16 protein-coding genes are annotated in these 18,289 nt (G+C 47.0%); 8 read left to right on the top strand and 8 right to left on the bottom strand.

What is annotated here, in order from left to right; all coding sequences use genetic code 11:
- The first annotated feature begins 32 nt into the window (after positions 1 to 32).
- On the top strand, positions 33 to 1,217 hold the full coding sequence (locus NIES593_RS18435) for a thiolase family protein (protein WP_073601010.1): 1,185 nt from the start codon (positions 33 to 35) through the stop codon (positions 1,215 to 1,217).
- A 1-nt stretch (position 1,218) separates the two neighbouring features.
- Here NIES593_RS18435 and NIES593_RS18430 read toward each other — a convergent pair whose 3' ends face one another.
- Positions 1,219 to 1,545 (bottom strand): four helix bundle protein, encoded by a 327-nt coding sequence (locus NIES593_RS18430; protein WP_083602486.1) that lies wholly within the window; start codon positions 1,543 to 1,545, stop codon positions 1,219 to 1,221.
- A gap of 124 nt (positions 1,546 to 1,669) precedes the next feature.
- Between NIES593_RS18430 and NIES593_RS18425 the strand changes: the two genes are divergently transcribed.
- The 5 genes from NIES593_RS18425 to NIES593_RS18405 all read left to right on the top strand — a co-directional run bounded on the left by NIES593_RS18425 (position 1,670) and on the right by NIES593_RS18405 (position 7,898).
- Positions 1,670 to 4,099, top strand: coding sequence for an acyl-CoA dehydrogenase (locus tag NIES593_RS18425; RefSeq protein ID WP_073601009.1), 2,430 nt, complete (start codon positions 1,670 to 1,672; stop codon positions 4,097 to 4,099).
- 151 nt (positions 4,100 to 4,250) lie between these two features.
- The gene (locus NIES593_RS18420) at positions 4,251 to 5,450 is read left to right on the top strand and encodes an aspartate aminotransferase (RefSeq protein ID WP_073601008.1); all 1,200 of its coding nucleotides are present in this window, start codon (positions 4,251 to 4,253) and stop codon (positions 5,448 to 5,450) included.
- Between the two features lie 82 nt (positions 5,451 to 5,532).
- On the top strand, positions 5,533 to 6,384 hold the full coding sequence (locus NIES593_RS18415; RefSeq protein ID WP_073600965.1) for a CheR family methyltransferase: 852 nt from the start codon (positions 5,533 to 5,535) through the stop codon (positions 6,382 to 6,384).
- A 109-nt stretch (positions 6,385 to 6,493) separates the two neighbouring features.
- Complete coding sequence (locus NIES593_RS18410) at positions 6,494 to 6,937, top strand: DUF3574 domain-containing protein (RefSeq protein WP_073600964.1); 444 nt, start codon at positions 6,494 to 6,496, stop codon at positions 6,935 to 6,937.
- 139 nt (positions 6,938 to 7,076) lie between these two features.
- On the top strand, positions 7,077 to 7,898 hold the full coding sequence (locus NIES593_RS18405) for an alpha/beta fold hydrolase (RefSeq protein ID WP_073600963.1): 822 nt from the start codon (positions 7,077 to 7,079) through the stop codon (positions 7,896 to 7,898).
- On the opposite strand, the gene gshA is transcribed toward NIES593_RS18405, so the two are convergent.
- The 6 genes from gshA to NIES593_RS18375 form a co-directional block, all read right to left on the bottom strand.
- The gene (gene gshA, locus NIES593_RS18400) at positions 7,877 to 9,031 is read right to left on the bottom strand and encodes a glutamate--cysteine ligase (protein ID WP_073600962.1); all 1,155 of its coding nucleotides are present in this window, start codon (positions 9,029 to 9,031) and stop codon (positions 7,877 to 7,879) included. The two genes, NIES593_RS18405 and gshA, sit on opposite strands and share 22 nt — an antisense overlap.
- Before the next feature lie 137 nt (positions 9,032 to 9,168).
- Positions 9,169 to 11,103 carry a sugar phosphorylase gene (locus NIES593_RS18395; protein WP_175561176.1) on the bottom strand — a complete coding sequence of 645 codons (1,935 nt, stop codon included), beginning with the start codon at positions 11,101 to 11,103 and terminating at the stop codon, positions 9,169 to 9,171.
- Positions 11,104 to 11,157: 54 nt separating this feature from the next.
- Positions 11,158 to 12,411 carry a cysteine desulfurase-like protein gene (locus NIES593_RS18390; RefSeq protein WP_073600961.1) on the bottom strand — a complete coding sequence of 418 codons (1,254 nt, stop codon included), beginning with the start codon at positions 12,409 to 12,411 and terminating at the stop codon, positions 11,158 to 11,160.
- A gap of 15 nt (positions 12,412 to 12,426) precedes the next feature.
- Complete coding sequence (locus NIES593_RS18385) at positions 12,427 to 13,113, bottom strand: 2OG-Fe dioxygenase family protein (RefSeq protein WP_073601006.1); 687 nt, start codon at positions 13,111 to 13,113, stop codon at positions 12,427 to 12,429.
- Between the two features lie 1,048 nt (positions 13,114 to 14,161).
- Positions 14,162 to 16,228, bottom strand: a complete 2,067-nt coding sequence (locus NIES593_RS18380; RefSeq protein WP_073601005.1) for an AMP-binding protein — start codon at positions 16,226 to 16,228, stop codon at positions 14,162 to 14,164.
- Between the two features lie 203 nt (positions 16,229 to 16,431).
- Positions 16,432 to 16,608, bottom strand: coding sequence for an NblA/ycf18 family protein (locus NIES593_RS18375; protein WP_015144646.1), 177 nt, complete (start codon positions 16,606 to 16,608; stop codon positions 16,432 to 16,434).
- A 497-nt stretch (positions 16,609 to 17,105) separates the two neighbouring features.
- Here NIES593_RS18375 and tnpA point away from each other — a divergent pair, with 497 nt between their 5' ends.
- Positions 17,106 to 17,531, top strand: a complete 426-nt coding sequence (gene tnpA, locus NIES593_RS18370; protein WP_073600960.1) for an IS200/IS605 family transposase — start codon at positions 17,106 to 17,108, stop codon at positions 17,529 to 17,531.
- A gap of 43 nt (positions 17,532 to 17,574) precedes the next feature.
- On the opposite strand, the gene NIES593_RS24310 is transcribed toward tnpA, so the two are convergent.
- A complete protein-coding gene (locus NIES593_RS24310; RefSeq protein WP_175561175.1) occupies positions 17,575 to 17,739 on the bottom strand; it encodes a hypothetical protein in 165 nt (54 codons plus the stop codon).
- A 160-nt stretch (positions 17,740 to 17,899) separates the two neighbouring features.
- Here NIES593_RS24310 and NIES593_RS18365 point away from each other — a divergent pair, with 160 nt between their 5' ends.
- Entirely contained in the window at positions 17,900 to 18,196 is a 297-nt protein-coding gene (locus NIES593_RS18365) for a GH3 family acyl-acid amido synthetase (protein ID WP_073600959.1), read from the top strand.
- Positions 18,197 to 18,289 lie beyond the last annotated feature (93 nt).

Raw genomic sequence — 18,289 nt, 5'->3', positions numbered from 1 at the left:
CAGGACAAATGACCAATGACCAAGGACAAATTATGAAAGAAGCTTATATTGTCAGCAGCGTTAGGACTGCTATTGGAAAAGCACCGCGCGGGACGCTACGCAACGTTCGCCCGGACGACATGGGAGCAGTTGTCGTTAAAGAAGCGATCGCGCGAGTGAAAAATCTCGATCCGGCACGCATCGATGATGTCATCTTTGGCTGTGCCTTTCCCGAAGCAGAACAGGGATTCAATCTGGGACGAACGATCGCTCAGCGAGCGGGATTGCCCGATGCGGTGGCAGGCTTGACAATTAATCGCTTTTGTGCATCTGGACTGCAAGCAATTGCCATGGCAACTGGGGCGATTATGACCGGACAGGCAGAGGTAGTAGTGGCAGGGGGAGCCGAATCGATGAGTTTGATTCCCATGGGAGGACACGATCTCTTGCCCAACCCAGATCTTCTGGCACAAAAGCCAGAGATATACATCACCATGGGCATCACGGCAGAAAACATCGCGCAGCAATATCAGATTTCTCGCGAAGAACAAGATGCCTTTGCCCTGCGATCGCACCAACGTGCCCTAGATGCTATTGAGAAAGGTCGTTTTGCCGAGGAAATCGTCCCGGTTACTGTAAAAGAAACGCACTACATCGATGGCAAACCGCAGTCGATGGAGAAAGTTTTTCAGGTGGATGAAGGTCCTCGTCCCGATACCAGCCTAGAAGCTTTGGCTAAATTGCAACCCGTGTTTCGCGTCGGCGGTACGGTGACGGCGGGTAACTCATCGCAAACTTCCGATGGTGCGGCAGCGACAGTCGTCATGAGCGATCGCATGGTTAACGAATTCGGCGTGCAACCCTTGGGGCGGTTGTTGGGGTATGCGGTTGCGGGCGTTCCGCCAGAAATTATGGGCATCGGACCGATAGAAGCGGTGCCGAAAGTCCTCAAGCAGGTAGGGCTGACGCTAGACGACATCGGTTTGATTGAATTGAATGAAGCTTTTGCCGTTCAATCTCTCGCTGTCATTCGCAAACTCGGTCTTAACGAAGATATTGTCAATGTCAACGGCGGTGCGATCGCACTGGGTCATCCTTTGGGATGTACGGGTGCGAAACTGACAGCCACCATACTCCATGAAATGAAGCGTCGCGGCATTCGCTACGGTTTGGTTACCATGTGCGTTGGCGGCGGCATGGGTGCAGCAGGGGTGATTGAGAATTTGTCATCTTCCTAAGTTAATCATTTGGGCTGATGCGGGAGCTTGAGACGCGGTGATGCGGAGAATTGATAGCCCATTTTTCTGGATGTGAAGCCATAATCACTAATTGGCTGAGTACTTCTTCACATCGAGAGTCTAATTCCAAAGCTGTCTCTTCCGTCAAATAACCGCATCTCAAGGCAATTTCAATCCAAGTCTGAGTTTCAGATGCCTCATTTTCAAGGTCATTGAGTTTACTAACAAATGCTGCTGGATATCTTCTTTTTCTCCAAGCTTTAGTATTCCCTCCTCTCATTCTCATATCGCTTCTTTCTCTCTTGTGTGCGTCCTCGTCTCTCCGCATCGCTGCGTCCTTTAAGTTTGATGATTTTAGCAGGGATAAAACTATGATTTCTCTTCTTTCGTTAGAAAATTACTTAAAAGCCTTCCTCACCTCCCCATTTCTCCGCGTCACCGCGTCTATCTACATGCCTATATTCCTATTCCTGTTTCTTTTCCTATTGCTAGGCTATATCGGCGTTCCTCTCTGGGTATGGTCGTTGTATTTGGCAGCAGTTCTTGCAGCGTTTAACGCACCCATCTGGGTCTGGATCGGTTTTGGCATTATGGCTGCTGTTTTGAATATTCCCGTGCTGCGGCGCACAATTATTACCTCCCAAATCGTTAAAAGCATCAAAGCACTAAAACTATTGCCAACCATTTCGGAAACGGAACGGGCGGCAATTGAAGCGGGGACGGTGTGGGTGGATGGGGAGTTCTTTTCTGGCAGTCCCAATTTCCAACGCCTCAACAGCGAACCCTATCCCCAGATTTCGCCGGAACTTCAGGCATTTCTGGATGGTCCAGTCGAGCAAGTCTGTCGCATGACAACCGATTGGGAAATTTACAGCCGCAAGGATTTTCCGCCCCAAGTATGGGACTATCTCAAACAAGAGCGCTTTTTGGGGGCGATAATTCCCAAGGAATATGGCGGGTTGGGCTTGTCCAGCTTGGATTACAGTACCGTGATGATGAAGTTGGCATCGCGTTCTTTTATCTACACGGCAACCGTCGGCGTTACCAACTCTCTCGGTCCTGCCAAACTGTTACTTCGCTACGGCACTCCCGAACAGAAGGAATATTATCTGCCGCGACTGGCGCGAGGTGAGGAAATTCCTTGTTTTGCCCTAACCGAACCCAATGCTGGGTCGGATGCAGCCAGTATCGTTTCAGAGGGGGTAGTGTTTAAAGGAACGGATGGCAAGCTCTATCTGCGCCTAAACTGGAAAAAACGCTACATTACTCTCGGCGCGATCGCAACTTTAATTGGACTTGCCTTTAGACTGCGCGATCCTGACAATCTTCTCGGCAAAGGGGAAGACGTGGGAATTACCTGTGCCTTGATTCCTGCGGATACGCCGGGAGTTGTGCTGGAAAGGCGACATGACCCGATGGGAGTGCCTTTTTACAATTCTCCTATCGAAGGGCATGATGTCGTCGTGTCTGTTGACCAGATTATCGGCGGTGTCGAACAGGCGGGGCAAGGATGGAAAATGCTCATGCAATCCCTAGCAGCGGGTCGGGGTATCAGCTTTCCGGCTACCTGTACTGGCATTGCTAAGCTAGTAACGCGAGTAACGGGGGCTTATGCAACGGTAAGGCATCAGTTTGGTCTTTCTATCGGTCGTTTTGAAGGCATTGAGGAACCTTTAGCCCGTATTGGCGGACTCACTTATCTGATGGAGGCTGGGCGGATTTATACTTGTGGCGCAGTGGATAAAGGGGAACAACCTGCGGTAATTTCTGCGATCGCAAAATACAACTTCACCGAACTGTCGCGCAAAATTATCAATGATGGCATGGACATTCTCGGCGGGGCTGGTATTTGTCGGGGACCGAGAAACTTGCTGGCAAATATTTACACGGCAACCCCCATTCCTATCACTGTCGAAGGCGCGAATATCCTCACTCGCACGATGATTATCTTCGGTCAAGGGGCGATTCGCTGTCATCCCTATATCTATACAGAAATCGAAGCGCTCAACCAGTCCGATGTTGCGGCTTTCGATCGCGCCTTCTGGCATCACCTCGGCTGGATGGTTCGCAACGGTTTCCGTGCCGTTCTCCTCAACCTTTCTCGCGGTTATTTGGCTCGTTCCCCAGTTTCTGGCGCTACAGCTAAATACTATCGCAAGTTGGCGTGGGCTTCGGCAACCTTTGCTTTCCTAACTGACCTAGCGCTCATTGTCTTCGGCGGTACGCTAAAGCGACGGGAAAAACTAACCGGACGATTTGCCGATGTTCTCTCTTGGATGTATCTGGGGACTGCTACCCTGCGTCGGTTCGAGGCGGAAGGTCGCCAACAGTCAGATCTTCCCTTAGTCCACTGGGCGATGCAGTATGCTTTTGCCCAAATTCAACAAGGATTTGAGGGGATTTTTAACAATCTGTCCGTACTTCGGGAACTTTTTGCTTGGTGGTGGCGACTGAATCCTATTGGGACTCAACCGGGCGACCAGCTTGGCAGCCAAATTGCCCAGATCCTGCAAACTCCTGGACTGCTGCGAGATAGACTCACCGCAGGCATTCATCTTCCTGACGATGCCAACGAAGCCTTGGGACGATTGGAACGCGCCTTCCTGCTGTCATCTCAAGTCGAGCCAGTTCTCAAAACTATCAAAGCTGCCATCCGTGCTGGTAAACTGTCGCCGCAGCAACCCGAACGGTTAATAGCAGCAGCTTTAGAGACTGGCGTCATTAGCAAGCAAGATATCGAGCTAATTCGCGAGGCAGAGGTTGCTCGCAACGATGCGATTCAGGTAGATTCGTTTACGTTAGAAGAGTATCGATCGGATGTCAAGCCGATCGCCGTGGCAACAAAAACTCCCGTACAGCAGCAAGCTAGATCGATGGGATAGTCGCCCCGTAGCAGCTGCTTCGATTGGAGTTGAGCCATGTTACAAAAAAAGTTCGTTAGAAAAAAGAGATCCTAAAATTAGCGCAAAGGCTCGTTTGAATGAGACAATAATTGCCTATGTGCATTTACAACATTTGTGTCAATCCGTAGCAATGAGTGTAAATTGGATTAGCCGTGCCGATCGCCTGAAAGCATTACCGACTTATGTTTTTGCTCGTCTTGACGAACTCAAAGCACGAGCGAGAGAACAGGGATTAGATTTGATCGATCTAGGGATGGGCAATCCAGATGGATTTGCGCCCGAACCAGTAATCAAGGCGGCGATCGAGTCTCTTGGAAAACCCCAAACCCACGGCTATCCTCCCTTTGAAGGCACGGCTAGCTTCCGTCGTGCTATCACGAATTGGTACAAACGTTGCTACGATGTCGATCTCGATCCCGATAGCGAAGCCTTACCCCTACTAGGATCGAAGGAAGGACTCACTCACCTCGCCCTTGCCTATATCAACCCAGGCGATCTCGTTCTCGTTCCCAGTCCTTCTTATCCGCCTCATTTTCGCGGTCCCTTGATTGCTGGCGGCAATATATATCCTCTCATTTTGAAAGCAGAAAAAGACTGGTTAATCGATTTATCTGCTATTCCAGAGGAAGTGGCACGACAAGCAAAGATTCTCTATTTCAACTATCCCAGCAATCCTACGACGGCGACTGCTCCTAGAGAATTTTTTGAAGAAGTCGTCGCTTTTGCTTGTCACTACGAAATCATGCTCGTACACGACCTCTGTTACGCAGAGTTGGCGTTTGACGGCTTTCAACCCACCAGTTTATTACAAATTCCCGGCGCAAAAGAAATTGGGGTCGAATTTCATACCTTGTCCAAAACTTACAATATGGCAGGCTGGCGCGTGGGATTTGTGGTCGGAAATTCGGACATTATTCAAGGGTTGCGCACTCTAAAAACCAACCTCGATTATGGCATTTTTGCCGCTATTCAAACCGCAGCCGAAACCGCTTTACAATTACCAGACAGTCATATTAAACAAGTGCAAGATCGCTATCGCGAACGTCGCGATTTTCTCATCCAAGGATTGGCAGAATTGGGTTGGAATATTCCCCCTTCTAAAGCCACGATGTATCTGTGGGTACCTTGTCCGATGGGCATCAATTCTGCGGATTTTGCCCTCGATGTTTTACAGAAAACCGGAGTCGTGGTGACTCCTGGGAATGCTTTTGGCGAAGGAGGAGAAGGGTATGTAAGAATTAGTTTAATTGCCGATTGCGATCGCTTGGGAGAAGCATTGCACCGTCTCAAACAAGCGGGAATTCGCTATCAACCCGAAGTGCTTGCTTAAAACTTCAGCATTGCGATCGCCTAAGAGATGCTCTCTGCTATCTCAAACAAGCTGCGCGATCGCTCAACAAAAACCTGACTCAATGAAAGATTGCGAATGCGTCCGCTTTCTACAAGAAATCCTCCCTAAATTACACTTGCGTTGGTCGGGGTTTCGGCGAGTGCGCCAGCAAGTCTGCAAGCGGTTAAAACATCGCATCAAAGAATTGGGACTAGAAGATTTTTCCAGTTACTCTGTCTATCTCGCTACTCATGCTGAAGAATGGTCGGTAGTGGATGCTTGCTGCCGAATCACTATTTCTCGTTTCTATCGAGATTCGCGGGTATTCGAGCAATTATCCCAGGAACTAATCGAATTGGCGCGGTTAGCTACCGAAAGGGGCGACAAAAGCCTGCGTTGCTGGAGTGCTGGCTGTGCATCAGGAGAAGAAGTTTATACGCTCAAACTCATCGAGCATTTCTGTTTGGCAAAAGCTCAATTCTATTTGCCCTTAGACATCATTGCCACCGATATTGACGAGTATATGCTCTCAAGAGCGAGTCAAGGTTGTTATAAACTAGGAACGCTCAAAGAACTTCCTCAAGAATGGATCGCAGAAGCTTTTACCATCGTAAGCGAGCAATATTGCATCAAGCCTACTTTTAAGGAAAGAATTCGCTTCGATCGCCAAGATATCCGCAAGGAAATGCCGAGTGGCTCATTTCACTTGATTTTATGCCGGAATTTAGTTTTCACCTATTTCGATTTAACCTTGCAATGGGAAATTCTCCAACAAATTTGCGATCGCTTGCTTGCCAATGGAATCCTCTTCATCGGCAAGCGAGAATCCTTACCTTCCGATTGGATTGAAGGTCAACTTTTGCCAGGATCGAGAGACGATCTTTATCGAAAAATCGGCGTTGCCCAATCCAAATACGAACGACGCGATCGATAATCGAACCAGATTTAAGTCGAATTGGGAGACAAACATTGCATAACGATTTTCCCAGGTTCATATTGTTATTATGCAACCCCAAAAAATCTCTCAGTCTATCGTTTAATCCATGAAGACTCGACTCAACCGTCTGGGAATTTTGTTTTTTATCAGTTTATTGTTAACTGGCGCGATCGCTCCGTATTCAAAAATTCAAGAAACCACTGCTGTCCCTGCGGTTGAGGCTAACTCTCAGATCTTAATTAAAGATGAGTTGTATTTTGGCACCTCTTTGCCACAGGGGAAACAAATAACGGAAGTTCAATGGCAGCAATTTTTGAATGACGAGATTACCCCGCATTTTCGAGAAGGATTAACGGTTTTAGATGGTTACGGACAGTATTTAAACTCCTCTGGAACGATACTGAAAGAAAAAAACAAAATGTTAATATTACTCTACGAACCCAGTTTTGAGAAGGAGCAAGCCATTCGAGCAATTATTAAAAAATATAAACAACAATTCGAGCAAGAGTCAGTTCTGCGCATTACCAGTAAAGTTCGGGCTACTTTTTAGCCAACTTTAAGATAGGCACTTTAAAATAAGTTTAGACAGAGAAAAAGAGTCTTAATAGTAAAGTACTCACCTAATTTTTTATTGATAAATCAGCTTTAGTAAAAAGTCATTCGGGTCGATAACATCTAGTCTCCATTTCATGAATCTCAACGTCGAAGTTCGAGGAAAAGGCTACCCAATTCTCTGCTTGCACGGTCATCCAGGTTCGGGTCGCAGCTTATCTGTCTTTACCAATTATTTATCAAAACGCTTTCAAACCATAGCGCCTGATTTACGAGGATATGGGAAAAGTCGTCCTAACGGTCACTTCGAGATGAACGACCATTTAACCGATTTGACGGCACTTTTAGATCGATTAAAAGTCGATCGCTGCTTACTTTTGGGATGGTCGTTAGGCGGAATTCTCGCTCTAGAATTAGCCCTCCAAGATCCCCAACGGTTTAGCGGTCTGATTTTGATTGCTTCTGCCGCACGTCCTCGCGGCAATCATCCCCCCGTAAGCCGGCAGGATTTGCTTTATACCGGAGTCGCTGGCATTATCAATTACCTCAAACCCGGATGGCAGTGGAATATAGAGGTTTTTGGGGTGCGATCGCTCTTTCGCTACCTCCTGTACCAACAAACTCCTCTCGCCTATCAATACCTCGCCTCCGACGGAGTTTCCGCCTATCTGCAAACTTCTAATGCCGCCCAAAAAGCGCTTTCTAAAGCGCTCAGATCGGGATACAATCGCTTGGGAGATCTAAACCGGATTGAAATTCCTTGTCTCGTACTCGCAGGTGCCGAAGATAAACATATTACGGCTGAATCGAGTCAGGAAACCGCTCAACATCTCAAGCATTGTCACTGGCAATGCTATCCGAATACAGCCCATCTATTTCCTTGGGAAATTCCCGATCGAGTCCTTCAAGATATAGACAGTTGGCTGCAAAAGCAGCCTCAAGCGACCAGCAACGGCTGACATAACTTGTGTTCGAGTTCTTGCTCTTGTAGCTCTGTTGTTTGAATGGCACGAGTTATAATCGAACGGATATCCCATCCCGCTTCGTATTGCTGCATCCATTGTTGAGCTTGATTGCCCTCCCGCAGAATTTTCTTCACGGGCGAGAGAAAACAAGCGATACCCCGTTGTTTAGCAATTGGCAAGACTTCTTGATAAATTTCCTCGATCCATTCCCTAGCGAGAATTTTGCGACCGTCTTGCCAATGTCGGAGTTGCGCGTCCAGACTCCGATGGGCGGCAGCTTCTTCGTTCGCATTGGTAATAGCGATTAAATCTTCTGCACGAGTCGCCGCAGGCAATCGGCTCAGTTGTAGGGGATCGAGACTGGGATCTTGCAACAGTTGGGTGAGACGAGCTTCTAACAATGCCATCACTGCCAACAGAGAAATAGGATTGGTAATTAAATCGCAGATTCTTAATTCTAAGCGATTGAGACAGTAGGGACGGCGATCGCCATTGGGGCGCACTGACGACCAAAGATGGCGAACGTTTTGCATCGTTCCCTTGGCTAGTTGTTCTTCCGTCCAGCGGATAAAGTGAGCGTGACTCTCAAAGAGCGGGATCTGAGCAGGGGTTTTGGGAAAGATGTGCCAGCGAGTCGAGTGATAGCCTGTTGCTTTGCCGTCAAAAAAAGGAGAAGAGGCACTTAGGGCAAGATAGAGAGGGGCTTCGACGCGAATGAGGCGACAAGCTTGCAGTAAATCTTCTGGGTCGTCGATTCCTACATTCATGTGAATGCTGGCGGTGACGACCGTGGTTCCGTAGGTTTGCTCGATGTAGTCGTGATAGGGATTGTTGGGATCGGAACGGTAAAAGCGATCGCCCCCCCCCAAAGATAACGTGCTGCCGGGAATTAGCGTGTAGTTACCGATTTTTTGTAAATATTTTCTAAGCTGCCGTCGGGGTCGCAGGATGGCGCATAAAAGGCGATCGTAGCAACACAGTGGCGCAGTCGTATATTCTACGTTGCGACTGTCTGGCTCTCGTACAAATCCCTCTAGGTCTCTAACGATACGATCTGACAACCCGACGATGTCGCCTTCGGGAGTGCCAGTATACATTTCGACTTCAAATCCTTTTGATAGCAGCACAATGGTTCCTCAATCGCTAACTGGCTTGTAAAAACCAACACCATTGTACTGTTACAAGGTAGGTGCTAGAAATTCCTCCTAAGCGATATCTCGATCGGAGTACGATAGCTTGAGAGGATTGCTCGCGATCGCATTGTTCAACCCTCCTCCGACTCGATACTCCTCTCTATTTCGGTAAAGGGAATCAGCCAAACTACATCGTAGGGTTGTAAAATCACTTCTAGATTTTGCCCTTGCGCCATCCACCCTCTTCTACCGACTAAATCGTACCAATGACATTCTTTGACCCCTAATTCGGAGAGCGGAATCTCGATTTGACAAATTTTGTGAGTAACATTGGTTAAAGTGAGAATATGCTCGTCCCCATTGGGAGACGTTCGCCATACGATAAAAACATCTGGGGAAAGCCTAAAAATTTGTTGTTTCCCATTGGGATGAAAAGCACTCTGTTTGACTCGAACTTCTAGAAGTTTGCCCAACTCGCTTGCGAGCAGAGAAAGCTTTGAGTGTGGGTCTTTAAGGGCGATGATGAGGTCTTCTTCCTGAAGAACTTGACGGTTGATGTCTCGCTTAAATTTCGTTTTCCGAACCGTTTCAACATCGTTGCGCGTGCCAATTAGTCCGTGAAAATATATTCCCGGCACTCCTCGCAGTGCCAAAGCGATGCTTCTGGAAGCAACAAACCGTTTTACCTGAAAAGCCATGTCTTCGCGGCTATTATCTAGGTTGAGGGCGCTAAACCAAGTCGTGTTGATTTCGTAAGGCTCTCTCTTGCCATCGGCTCCCGTTCTATAGGAGACAAATGCCCCATGCTCTCTAGCTTTCTGGATAATAAAGTCAATCTCTGCTTGAGGTAAAATATCTTTGACCCCCATTAAACCAATCCCGTCATGGGTGTCAAGAATATTAAAAAACGTTGTCGTCGCTGAAGGATACTCTAGATCCTTTGCCCACTCGGAAAGAACCGTGGTATCTTCCTTGTAAAAGGTGTAGAGAACGAGCGGCGGCAAGGCAAAATTATAAATCATCTGAGCTTCGTCCGAACCATCTCCAAAGTAAGAGATATTGTCTTGATGGGGCACATTGGTTTCCGTAATCAGGGCAACGCCAGGTGCAACGACATTTAAGACATCTCGAAAAAGCTTGATGAGTTCGTGGGTTTGGGGCAAGTTAACGCAAGTCGTTCCCGGTTCTTTCCATAAATAAGTCGCAGCATCTAAGCGAATAATATCTGCCCCATGACGAACGTACAGTAGTAAGGTTTCGATCGTCCCCATGAGAACTTTGGGATTTTTGTAATTGAGATCGATTTGATCGGCAGAGAAAGTCGTCCAAACCCAAATAGGACCATCGATAGATTGATAGCGAGTCAAGACATCGGAGGTACGAGGGCGGACGATTTGCCGACGCTGTTCGGGAGTCAGTTCGTCGGCACAATGATAGACAATTGCCCAATCTTTATAGGCTCGATTGCCGCCAAGCATCTCCAGAAAAGCTTGACCCTGGGATGAGACATGGTTGAAAACCCCGTCAAACATCAATTGATACTGTTCGCCAATCTCTTCGATGTCCTCCCAAGACCCCAAACTCAGATTGACGGCGGTAAAATCTGTAATCGAAAAGCCGCGATCGCTTGAATAAGGGAAGAAAGGTAAAAGATGAATGGTGCTAAAGAGTCTATCGTAACGGAGAATGTCTCTGATAAATCTCTCTAGAGTTACTAATGGAGAACGACTGTTACTCCGTAAGAGATCCCCATAGGTAATCAAAATCAGATCCCGTTCCGTAAAACGGTTGGAGCGATCGAACTCTCGTTCGGCTGCGATCGCCTCCTGGTGTTTATAGGCATAGTAAACTTTGAGAATCCTTTCTAGTTCGGGCATCCAGCTCTTAGCTTCGGTTTCGCCGTAGAGGAAGCTAAGTCGAGCCAAGATCCGTTGTCGTTCCTGGGCGGAAATCTCTAAAAGGGGTCGAGTAAAATCTGGTTTTGAATTGTGGGGGATAAGCGCTCCGAGCCAGGGTTTTTGAAGCTTGCTGCTAGCATCAATTTTTCTGGAAGTCTCTTTTTTCATAGCCCTTTTTTATCTTTGTGCCTACGATTTTACCGGAGGGCGTTTTTCAGTAGGTCAAGATGTAGCAAGGGCAGAAATTTCCTTCAAGACTTTTAACAAATAATGAATCTCTTCGAGATGATTGTAATGTACCAGTCCAATGCGCACCAATCCACCACTCGCCTCAACGCCTAGTCGTTCGGTGAGATGGCGGGCATAAAAGTTGCCATTCCAGGTAAAAATCCCGCGATCGCCCAATGCTTTCGCAACTACATAAGGCGTATGTCCGGCGAGTCGGATGGCGACGGTTGGAGTTCGCCACGCAAAGCGATCCCGATCGGCTATCCCGTACAGCGTTAGTCCCGGAATTTGCAACAGCCCGGTTACTAACTGTTTGCTCAGTTCCCTTTCGTATTGTCGGATGGCTTCCATGGCTGCTACGAGAGCAGAACGGCGGCTTTCAACCGCTGGCGAGACGCGGCGACCGAGTTCGCTCAAATAGTCGATCGCCGCCACCAATCCGGCGAGTCCTTCGTGATTTTGAGTTCCGGTTTCCCAGCGCGAGGGAACCTCTTCTGGGGCAGGTCGTACCTTGTAAGGTCGCAAGCGAGCCAAATGTTCGCGCTTGCCGTACAAGATGCCGACATGGGGTCCAAAGAATTTGTAAGCCGAGCAAGCGAGGAAATCGCAGTCGATCGCGCGCACGTCGATCGCGCCGTGGGGTGCATAGTGAACGGCATCGATAAAAACTAATGCTCCCACAGCACGAGCCAATCGGACGACTGTTGCCACGTCATTAATCGTACCGACTGCGTTGGATGCATATCCCACCGCTACGATTCGAGTTCGCTCGTTAATTTGCCGCTCCAGATCGCTCGTATCTAAGGTACAGTCTTCTACCTTGACATCGACAAAACGGATGACAGCACCGCGTTCCTCTAAGGCTTGCCACGGGGAAACATTGGCTTCATGGTCGAGTCTGGTCACGACGATCTCGTCGCCGGGTTGCAACTGGCGACCGATGGCGCGACTGAGGGCGAAGGTAAGCGTCGTCATGTTGGCGCCGAACGCTATCTCATCGCGATCGCAGCCAAGGAAGTCGGCGATCGCTACACGAGCCGCTCTAATCAGTGCATCCGTCTGCGCACTCGTGGCAAAAGCCCCATGAGCATTGGCATTTGACTGAAGCAAATAGTTGCCGATCGCGTCGATCGTCGATTTAGGCACCTGAGTCCCACCGGGACCATCAAAAAAAATGACTGGTTGACCGCCGATTTTCCGATCTAGTGCGGGAAACTGCGCGCGTATCCATTCAATGTCAAGGTGCATGTCAATCACCCGTTATTAGTTTTTTTCGTTTCTATTAGCGATCAAACCGGGACAAGTGAACACAAAAACATCCCTAACTCCCTGTTGCTCGGTTGTCGGTTTGATAGGAGCAGTATAGTGGAAAAATTGGCGATCGTCGAATACTAATAGTTCGCCAGGATTGAGAATTTTTTGGAAAACTGGGCTGCTATTTTTATCTTTGTAAAGATAAGTTTCTCCTCCTTCAATTCCTTCCCGATTAACGCAGAATATTCCCACCAAATCTACCCCATCCCGATGAATTCCTTCAGGAGCTGGATTGCCAATTTGTCGAGCCGAAGTGGTCGTTCTAATTTGATGCACTCCAATTTCGTTAGCTGTAGAGCAAAGCTGACAGAAAGTAAAAAACTCTAAGACGATTTTTTTAAAGTCTTCAAGTTCGATCGTTTCCTCGTCTAATTCCTCGAACTCTCTGACTACGTCGCCTAGTAGGGGATTATATTCTTTACTTTGAAATAAGCAATTATGAGGTAGCTTGACTAAGCTCTTAGAAGAAACTATGAAGTTAGATAATCGTCTGAAACGGTAGTTTCCTTTTAAATAAGGATCGACAGGCAGATTGTTAAAAAATCTGTTCAGCCTATCTAGATTTATCTCATTGATGGTTTCAAGAGCGTAATCTGTAATGCAATTAAAAGTTTGAGTTTTTAACGAGAACGACATGATAATTGCCTCCTCTTTTTTGAGATAATTCAGCACCATTGAGCTGGTACTAACAGTGAGTTATTTAAATCCGGTCGAAGCCCACAATATTTTCGATCGCCTGCTTGGTGCGGGCATTTCGAACGCTCAATAAAACAAGCTCTGTCAAATAACGATTGTTTCTGTAATTCCAACAGAACCATCACTCGTCATTGAATAAAATCAAGTTTTCTAGCTAATTAAAATTAGTTTAATATTCTAAGTTATCGATCCCTTGCCTTAAATCAGAGCTTTTTTAAAGTTTATTTTCTTTTTGGTGGCTCTTAGTTTATACTTTTTCTTTAATTATAATCTTGAATTTTTAAAAGCTGCATTAAGTATTTATACCCCTAAACATTACCGAGAATAAATTCTTTCACTAACTAGCTTTTAAAAAAGCTTTTGAGGGAGAATTTTATCGTTTATCTATCTAAAGGAATAGAAGGAAATTATATCAAATCCGTTTAATTAGTCATAATATGTGTGTAGTGCTCCCGTCCCGCTCGCCAATCATTCTCGCTCGCCAATTATTCCCGAAAAGCGACTCCTGTTGGTCGCACTACTGGATATTATGGTCATTCAACTAGATTTAAGATTAGGCTCACGATGACGCAAGAGGTCTATAGCTGGTTGACTGACAAATCTTTGTTTCCTCATCCCTAAATCCCTTCTCCCACAAAGGGCGAAGGGACTTCAGGTCAAAGTCTTAACTTGAGAGCCCCTCTCCCAAATAGGGAGAGGGGTTGGGGTGAGGGCGATTTGAGTTGGGTCACTCAACCAGGATCTATAGTTCTCTTGAGAAGACTTAAGCTATGAGCTTGGGATTTAAATCCCAAGCGGGTAATGAATTGCACAGTTCGCCAGGAACTGAAGTTCCTGGCTCATAGCTGAAGTCCACTTAAGTGGACTGATTCTAACCGGATTTGATATTACTCGGATCGAATTCAGTTGAATCCTAAACGAGTCAAATTATAGAGATGGGTTTAGTTCTTAATAATTTATTGGCGAAAACCGCCTCTACGATAACTGTCTAATCATTAGAAGATTTTGGGCGATCGGCTTGATAGCGATCGCGCAGCACCCGACGCATGACCTTGTTAGAGGCGGTACGGGGTAACGACTCGACCAGGACGAGGTCATGAATCTTAAAAAGAGGGTTGAGAGACTGCCGGATTGCTTTCTGTAGAGAAGTCTTGAGCGCCTCTTTGTCCCAAGAAAAATTGTCTGCGACCACCGCATAGATAACTAACTGGTTTGGTCCACCTTCGGGCGGAGAGATAGCGATCGCGGCAGTTTCGCAAATGCCCTCCACCACACTGAGGGTTTGTTCGATCTCTGCCGAGCTAACCTTAATGCCGCCCAAATTCATCGTATCGTCAACCCGACCTTGAGCGCGATAGTATCCGTTGGACAATAACTCCATCTGGTCTCCGTGGCGACGCAGGGGAATGGAGATTAGGGGATAAGTAGGAGTATCGGCAAAATAGACCTCGTAGTGATCTCTATTTAACAATTCGTTAGAGAGTCCGATTGATGGGGGGATAATGAACACCTCGCCTTTGTTGGAAGGATAGCCGTCTTCGTCGAGGATGGCAACATCTAAACCCAGCGCTGGCGTGGAAAAGGTTGCAGGAGCCGCAGGCTGTACCAAAGTTCCCGTAATATATGCCCCGCCGATTTCGGTGCCGCCGCAGTATTCGATGACGGGTTTATACCCCGCCAGAGACATTAGGTAGAGCATATCTCGTGGATTGGAACACTCGCCTGTCGAGCTGAAGGCTTTAATGGCGCTCCAATCCAGTCCTTTCATGCAGGCAGTTGCTTTCCAAGCGCTCACTAGACTGGGCACTAATCCCAGCACGTTGACGCGAGCATCCTGGACGAACCGACCGAATCCTTGCTCGGTGGGAGCGCCGTAATAGAGGGCAATGGTGGCGCGATTGACCAAACTAGCGTAAATCAGCCACGGTCCCATCATCCATCCCAAATTGGTCGGCCACGCCAGTACCTCTCTAGAATGGATATCGTGGTGCAGGTATGCGTCAACCGCACATTTGATCGGAGTGGTTTGCGTCCAGGGAATGGCTTTCGGCTCTCCCGTGGTGCCGGAAGAGAAGAGGATATTGGTGTGGGCAGATGGACGGGCAGGAATGGGATCGAATTGTTTGTTGGGACTGAGAAACTCTTCCCAAGTACAATCGTCAGGACGGAGTTGTATCGATGAAGACGAATCCAGCGATAATACAATCGCTATGGGTGCTTGGGCATCGACGATTTTGGGATAGAGGGGTAACAGTTTGCCAGCGCGCAGGATATAGTCTTGGGTGAAAATCCCTTTTGCCCCAGACAGTCGCAATCGCGTTTTTATTTCGGCGGGGGCAAAACTGTCGGCAATAGAGACAACCACACAACCCGCTTTGACAATTCCCAGATAAATCGCCACGGACTCGGCAGTCATTGGCATGGCGATCGCGATCGCATCGCCGGGACGAAAGCCAGTCTCCACCAATCCATTGGCGACTCGGTTGCTCAGGGCGTTGAGTTCTCCATAGGTTAGGATGGAAAGCGAACCCCCTTCTGGCTGGAAAACAATGGCGGGGTCGTCTTCGGGTGCCTGAAAACAGCTCTCGGCGATGTTGAGGCGTGCCCCTACCAACCATTGAGGAAACTCCACACCCTGCGATAAATCGACAATTTGTTGGTATTTCTGCCGGAAGCGAATTCCTACTCGTTGGATCGTTTTGTTCCAGAACTCAGCGCGATCGTGCGCCGACCAAGTATGAAATTCCCGATAGGAACCTATGTTGAGATCGTTCATCAAAGCTGCGATATTGGTCGCCCGAATCTGCTCGTCGGAGGGAAACCAAGCTGGAGGAGGTCCTTGATTCGCATCCCAATCACAGAAGATGGTTTTATAGAGTAGTTCGTGCAGTGCAAAGGGATGGTCGGGTTTGAGGATTTGTTGAGAAATCTGCTGCCAGCACTCGGCGGCAGGCAGAGAGGATAGATACGGAGCGATCTGTTGTAGCATCGCGGCAGCTACGTTTTTTTCTATCCCGCAGGTGACAAGCTCCTCAAGTAACAGTTGTTTTGCCATCGCCATTCACCGCTTTCTTTCGCGATCGCGTGTAAGGGTTTATTTCCCATTGCTATCTTCCATCATGGCACAGCAGCAGGAATGAATCTGCCAATGGACACAGCAAATTGCCTTGGGTATTCCATCACAGACGAATGAAAACCCAGGCAAATTTACGAGTGTTTTAGCTATTGATAAACCAAACATAGACAGTGTTTTGCAAATTAGAGCGGACAGTTCTTAATCGTCTGACGGAGCACGTTGTCTTTAACCATCAACAGTCGTGCTGTCTGGATTAAGAGATCCTGCATCTGTTCGCGACTCATTTCCTGGACTGATTCTTCCATCAGTCTCAGTTGAAATTCCTGTTCTAAGGTCAGTTCAAACCATGAGCTATTCATAGCAGACCTCCTGCTAGCTGCGATAGGATCGAAGGTGTGAGGTAGAGCGATCGCTTACAATGCTTGCAAGCTGCTAGAACCCTACTAGCTTACGAGCATACATATTCCCTGTATAATGGTGTTGCTAATTCAAGAAAGCAAGGCAATCAAGTTCCAATATCCAAATCTATATCTATCTCAAATTCATAACTGAGTTTGAGTGAGTTCAGTAAGAGCCTTCGTTCTTCCTACCAAATTGCTGCGTTCGACCGTCACGGCTTTTTGGACTTGAGAAAATGCTCTTGAAACTTGTCCGGGATTGGGATTGTCAGCAGGCGCTTAAAAGCCTTTAGCTACTTGGTTTTACACTACCAAGTTACAGAGAAGAGCACTCATCACACGACCTAGTGATGAAGCTCTTTCCTCACTTATATGATTCTCTACACGACTGGGAATATTAATTCCGTAGATGAGTATCATACTTACTTATATTATATCCATAGCACCAAATTAGCGCTATGCAGCCAAATAAAGGCTATAGAAACGTTTACTCTCTTAAGTTTCATTTAGTGCTAGTAACGAAAGACCACTGCAAGGTTATCAATTCGGAAATGCTGGCACGCCTTCGCGAAATTATGACAGCAACCTGTCAAAAGTGGCGATGCCAGCTGGAAGATTTTTATGGAGATGAGAGTCATGTTTATCTGCTCATCGACTTCCCGCCAGAGGTACAATTAAGCAAGTTGGTAAACAATCTCAAGACAGTTTCCAGTCGCCTAATTCGCAAAGAATTCAAAGCCTGTATAGACAGCTTTTGCAAGGACGCATTTTGGCATGGTACTTACTATATTGCCTCTTGTAATGGCATGACGATCGAGCAATTGAAAGACTATGTCGAGCAGCAATCCTGGTTGAGTGACAAATCTTTGTCCCCTCATCCCTAAATCTCTTCTCCCACAAGGTGCGAAGGGACTTCAGTCTAAAGTCTTAAGTTAAAAGCCCCTCTCCCAATTTGGGAGAGGGGTTGGGGGTGAGGGCGATCGCGAAAACCTGAAAATTGGTATTATCTCGATATTTACCCAAAAATGCTCCTATATAGCGTGTAGATAATTGAAGGTTTACAAAATCGGTTAATGCAATCTTTGTTCGCATCTTGTTCCCCGATCGAGCGTGACAAATGTAATGATTTAAATATGACATTTATCCGATGTAGGCAAGCACTTCTTTTCGATTTTTCGATATTTTAAATTCAAGACTCTTGTGCAATATTTGAGCAAAAAAGTGAATTGCGCGATCGCGTAAGGTGGCTTTCATGTACGAGAAAATTAAAACTGAAATGAAAGCTTGGCTGAAAGACTACAACGATATTTTTCAGCTTCAGGAAGAGTTTCTTCTGTCTTTGTTGAATAAATTTAAAGACACCGCGATTGGAAAAGAAAGAGGTTATGCCTCTATCAAAAGTATCGAACAATTTCAAGAAATTATTCATCTACCTGCGGGAGAATTTGACCGCTATATCCTCACAAAAACCAAAGCGGGTGAATGGACTCTGGGTCAAATGAAGCTTCCCCATCTCACTGACCGTCAAGATTTTATTCGTTTCTTTTAATCGAAAGGTAAAGGAGTTTCCAAATTGTAATGGAGTTAAATAGTTACTAATTTTGTAGACAAATATCTACTCAAGCTTGATAAGGTTTAAACC

Source organism: Hydrococcus rivularis NIES-593 (genome assembly GCF_001904635.1).
GTDB lineage: Bacteria > Cyanobacteriota > Cyanobacteriia > Cyanobacteriales > Microcystaceae > Hydrococcus > Hydrococcus rivularis.
The sequence above is the reverse complement of the archived record's forward strand: the minus strand, read 5'-3'. Positions and strand labels throughout refer to the sequence as shown.

Bases quoted from the DNA above. Each gene is read 5' to 3' on its own strand.
- NIES593_RS18435 (WP_073601010.1), top strand. From the start codon at position 33: ATGAAAGAAGCTTATATTGTCAGCAGCGTTAGGACTGCTATTGGAAAA.
- NIES593_RS18430 (WP_083602486.1), bottom strand. From the start codon at position 1,545: ATGCGGAGAGACGAGGACGCACACAAGAGAGAAAGAAGCGATATGAGA.
- NIES593_RS18425 (WP_073601009.1), top strand. From the start codon at position 1,670: ATGCCTATATTCCTATTCCTGTTTCTTTTCCTATTGCTAGGCTATATC.
- NIES593_RS18420 (WP_073601008.1), top strand. From the start codon at position 4,251: ATGAGTGTAAATTGGATTAGCCGTGCCGATCGCCTGAAAGCATTACCG.
- NIES593_RS18415 (WP_073600965.1), top strand. From the start codon at position 5,533: ATGAAAGATTGCGAATGCGTCCGCTTTCTACAAGAAATCCTCCCTAAA.
- NIES593_RS18410 (WP_073600964.1), top strand. From the start codon at position 6,494: ATGAAGACTCGACTCAACCGTCTGGGAATTTTGTTTTTTATCAGTTTA.
- NIES593_RS18405 (WP_073600963.1), top strand. From the start codon at position 7,077: ATGAATCTCAACGTCGAAGTTCGAGGAAAAGGCTACCCAATTCTCTGC.
- NIES593_RS18395 (WP_175561176.1), bottom strand. From the start codon at position 11,103: ATGAAAAAAGAGACTTCCAGAAAAATTGATGCTAGCAGCAAGCTTCAA.
- NIES593_RS18390 (WP_073600961.1), bottom strand. From the start codon at position 12,411: ATGCACCTTGACATTGAATGGATACGCGCGCAGTTTCCCGCACTAGAT.
- NIES593_RS18385 (WP_073601006.1), bottom strand. From the start codon at position 13,113: ATGTCGTTCTCGTTAAAAACTCAAACTTTTAATTGCATTACAGATTAC.
- NIES593_RS18380 (WP_073601005.1), bottom strand. From the start codon at position 16,228: ATGGCAAAACAACTGTTACTTGAGGAGCTTGTCACCTGCGGGATAGAA.
- NIES593_RS18375 (WP_015144646.1), bottom strand. From the start codon at position 16,608: ATGAATAGCTCATGGTTTGAACTGACCTTAGAACAGGAATTTCAACTG.
- tnpA (WP_073600960.1), top strand. From the start codon at position 17,106: ATGCAGCCAAATAAAGGCTATAGAAACGTTTACTCTCTTAAGTTTCAT.
- NIES593_RS24310 (WP_175561175.1), bottom strand. From the start codon at position 17,739: ATGCGAACAAAGATTGCATTAACCGATTTTGTAAACCTTCAATTATCT.
- NIES593_RS18365 (WP_073600959.1), top strand. From the start codon at position 17,900: ATGTACGAGAAAATTAAAACTGAAATGAAAGCTTGGCTGAAAGACTAC.